This window comes from Leptothoe sp. LEGE 181152 (assembly GCF_032906605.1).
Classification (GTDB): domain Bacteria; phylum Cyanobacteriota; class Cyanobacteriia; order Phormidesmidales; family Phormidesmidaceae; genus Leptothoe; species Leptothoe turfae.
In genome coordinates, this window is record NZ_JASATU010000025.1 from 1 (window position 1) to 1,414 (window position 1,414).

The 1,414-nt window shown below is 47.2% G+C and carries 1 rRNA gene and 1 pseudogene; both read right to left on the bottom strand.

The features are described from left to right. Positions 1–307: 307 nt before the first annotated feature. Positions 308–1,200 (bottom strand): annotated as a pseudogene (locus QGP82_RS14605) (ISL3 family transposase); the annotation flags it as partial. Between the two features lie 116 nt (positions 1,201–1,316). Then, a 5S ribosomal RNA gene (rrf, locus tag QGP82_RS14610) occupies positions 1,317–1,414 on the bottom strand; the annotation flags it as partial.

Genomic DNA, 1,414 nt, shown 5'->3' on the forward strand with positions numbered 1-1,414 from the left:
AACTATTGATTTGTCTAGGTTCTGACTCGATTCGGTTACGGTGTTCGCCGCTCCCGTCTCAAGCGCTTTACTAATATAGCGAGCTATTCGTCACTGGTCAACTCCTTTCTTGAAGTTTTTTCGGAAATATCTGGAAAGCTTATATCAAGGGAAGTTTGAGGACTTTCTGCGGTATATACAGCTCTGCATGTGGAAATTTTCAGCATCGCTTCTTAAATTTTTGATGTTTTCCAACCTTTGCCGTAGATCGGCTTATAGCCACTTTTGGTGAGCGCGCTACCCTCACTTGAACCATCGCCTCAGGAGATTATCTATTCGTCAAAATCAGTCGCTTGGCCAATAGGTCTAACCCGGCTCGCCCAAACATGTATCGCTTCAGCATTTTCAATCGATTATTTTGGCCTTCAATCGAATCATTACTGACGTCTAAAGACATGCCTGCTTTGGCTGAGTCAACCGTAACGTATGGGTATAGCGGACCACGGTTTCATAGGTCCCTAAATACCCATATTATTGAATCTCCTTGAAGAGCCGTTTAGTATGCTGATGTCCCCAGCTCCATTGATCGATGAGATAGGACTTGTAGGGACCTAACATGCTCCTGCATTGTTGTCTGGACGGACTGCCATTCTAGAAATGTCTCGTGAGACAGGCAGGTAATACACGGTACGCTTACCCATTCCTAGATGGTAGGCAATGTCTTTGATTTTGTGTCCTTGTTGTCGAACCTGCTCATAGTTGTCTAATCGTTCAGCTCGCTTTTGGGCCGTTTTCCGTTGTTGGGCTGTTTGAAGTTGGGGGACTGAGTCTTCTTATATCAGACCTTCAAAGGCGATATCACTCTCAGCTTAAAGCTGATCTTGCTCAACCTGTTTGAGGATTTTTGAGTGACCCTTCAAGGCCTTTTCTAGCGTCTCTTCAAGATTGCGTAACAGATGAGAGCGATCGGCGACCTGAATGGTATTAGGAGAGCCCTGAATCATCCTGCGTTTGTAGATCCTGGACAAGATTTCAATACCAGGGTGGTCTTTCTTGCCAGGTTGCCAAGGTTTCTGCTGTTCGATCTGGCAATAGGGCAATGGGATGGTTCGTTTCGAGATCCACCAAGATAGTCCCATAATGATGACCTCTACGGAAGGCAAAATCATCGACACTCAGAATATTGGGGGTGACCACTTCGGGTAGCGACGAGCTAGACAGAAGACACAAACTCAAGAGAGTCATCGGAGGTGCGAGCTGTCATGCCTTGCTGGCACGTCATGGGCCATGCAAAAAGCGCGCCTTGTCTAGAACAAGACGCGCTTTGTAGATTAGGACCCTGGCACCGAGCTATTTTCACAAGGGGCAACCCCCTCACTATCTTCACCGCAGGTGCGTTTCACAACCGAGTTCGGGATGGGTCGGAGTGGGACCA